The organism is Pseudomonas sp. TWR1-1-4, assembly GCF_049897165.1.
GTDB lineage: Bacteria > Pseudomonadota > Gammaproteobacteria > Pseudomonadales > Pseudomonadaceae > Aquipseudomonas > Aquipseudomonas canadensis.
The window spans coordinates 1-536 of the sequence record NZ_JAFCVS010000014.1 but is presented as its reverse complement, the minus strand read 5'-3'; the positions used below and the strand labels follow the sequence as shown (position 1 = coordinate 536).

At 47.0% G+C, this 536-nt stretch carries 2 tRNA genes and 1 rRNA gene; all 3 read left to right on the top strand.

The features are described 5' to 3' along the window. A 16S ribosomal RNA gene (locus tag ACP7C6_RS29325) occupies positions 1-68 on the top strand; the annotation flags it as partial. 82 nt (positions 69-150) lie between these two features. Further along, positions 151-227 (top strand) — tRNA-Ile (locus ACP7C6_RS29320). Positions 228-257: 30 nt separating this feature from the next. Next, positions 258-333 (top strand) — tRNA-Ala (locus tag ACP7C6_RS29315). Positions 334-536 lie beyond the last annotated feature (203 nt).

The window sequence follows — 536 nt, the reverse complement described above, 5'->3', positions numbered from 1 at the left end:
GATTCATGACTGGGGTGAAGTCGTAACAAGGTAGCCGTAGGGGAACCTGCGGCTGGATCACCTCCTTAATCGACGACATCAGCTGCTCCATAAGTTCCCACACGAATTGCTTGATTCATTGAAGAAGACGATAAGAAGCAGCCCGAAATTGGGTCTGTAGCTCAGTTGGTTAGAGCGCACCCCTGATAAGGGTGAGGTCGGCAGTTCGAATCTGCCCAGACCCACCAATTTTGTGTGGGAAACGCCTGTAGAAATATGGGGCCATAGCTCAGCTGGGAGAGCGCCTGCCTTGCACGCAGGAGGTCAACGGTTCGATCCCGTTTGGCTCCACCACTACTGCTTCTGCGTTATGAAAGCTTAGAAATGAGCATTCCACCAAGACGGTGATGAATGTTGATTTCTAGTCTTTGATTAGATCGTTCTTTAAAAATTTGGGTATGTGATAGAAAGATAGACTGAACGTTACTTTCACTGGTAACGGATCAGGCTAAGGTAAAATTTGTGAGTTCTCTTAACTGAGAAATTCGAATTTTCGG